This window comes from Nocardia fusca NBRC 14340 (assembly GCF_001618425.1).
Taxonomy (GTDB): domain Bacteria; phylum Actinomycetota; class Actinomycetes; order Mycobacteriales; family Mycobacteriaceae; genus Nocardia; species Nocardia fusca.
In genome coordinates, this window is sequence record NZ_BDCU01000095.1 from 1 (window position 1) to 1,336 (window position 1,336).

At 65.3% G+C, this 1,336-nt stretch carries 1 protein-coding gene; it reads right to left on the bottom strand.

Translation table 11 applies throughout. From position 1 onward, the window contains the following. A partial coding sequence (locus tag NF4_RS35985; protein ID WP_063131852.1) for an IS110 family RNA-guided transposase occupies positions 1 to 1,161 on the bottom strand: 1,161 nt, incomplete at its 3' end. Positions 1,162 to 1,336 lie beyond the last annotated feature (175 nt).

Below are 1,336 nucleotides of genomic sequence, written 5' to 3' on the forward strand. Positions count from 1 at the left end.
GCGCAGCAGTGCCCACAGGACGTCGACCAGTCGCCGGGCCAGGGCTAGAAGGGCCTGGGTATGGATCTGTCGTTCACTGCGTTTGCGGTCGTAGAACCGCCGCGACGGCCCGTTGTCGTAGCGCAGGCTGGACAGGGCGGCCATGTAGAACACGCGTCGCATGCGCCGGTTGTAGCGTTTCGGCCGGTGCAGGTTGCCCGAGATCCGTCCGGAATCACGGGGAACGGGAACGAGGCCGGCGTAGGATGCCAATCGTCCCGCGCTGGCGAAACCGGCCAGGTCACCGCCGGTGCCGACGAGGAATTCCGCCCCCAGTCCCGGCCCCATCCCGGGCAGCGATTCGATGATGCGCGCCCACGGGTGCCCGCGGAATCGGGTGGTGATGAGTTTGTCGGTGTCCTTGATCTCGCGGTCGAGATCCAGCAGTTTGCGGGCGATGCGTTTGACCAGCATCGCGGTGTCGGCCTCGCCAGGCAGGGCCAGGGTCTGCCGCTGCGCGGCATCGACTGCGGCGACCGCGGTCTTGCCGATCCCCGGCTTCCAGGCACCATTATCAGCGAGATATGTTGTGACACCGCTAATTCCGGCGTCACGAATCTCGGCAGGGGTGCACATCCCGGCGACCAGGATCAACGGGGTCCGGTTCGCGTAGTCGAACGCGGCCTCGAGCGCGGGGAAGATCGACCCGAGCAGCGAACGCAGCCGGTTGATCCCGGCCACCCAATCGGACATGAGATCGGTGCGGTAACTGGTCAACTGGGTCAATCCGACCACCAGCTCGTCGGGCATCACGACCTGGCCGAGGTCGCGGCGCATGCGTGCGGTCTCGGCGATCACTTTCGCGTCCTTGGCGTCGGTCTTGCCTTCACCGCGGAATCCGTGGGTCATCGTGTTGACCACCCGGCCGGGCACATATGTCACCGCCTGATCGGCACCCAACAGGACGGTGATCAGCAGCAACGCCATCGGGCTGGTCAGATCGATCGCCCACCGCACCCGGTCGGCGGCCCGGCCGGCGCGGGCGATCAACGCCTCGATCGCGGCCTGGTCGTTGCCGAGTTTCTGGCTGAACACCGTCTTGCCGGTCTCGTCGACTGCACACGCGTGATGCGCTGTCTTGCCGACATCGATTCCGACCCAAATCTCCGGGCGAGTATTCACCCACCTGCTCCTGACTTCGCAGCTTCAGCCCGTGGACAACCCCGCCGACAGATCCCTAAACAGCGACGACCCGCAACAAGCTCTCAATCAGCAGCCGGAGCGTCCAGCGCGGCAGGGCAGCCAGTCCTTTCAAGCCTCTACAAAAGCAAAAACCCATCAGCTACACCCCACCGCT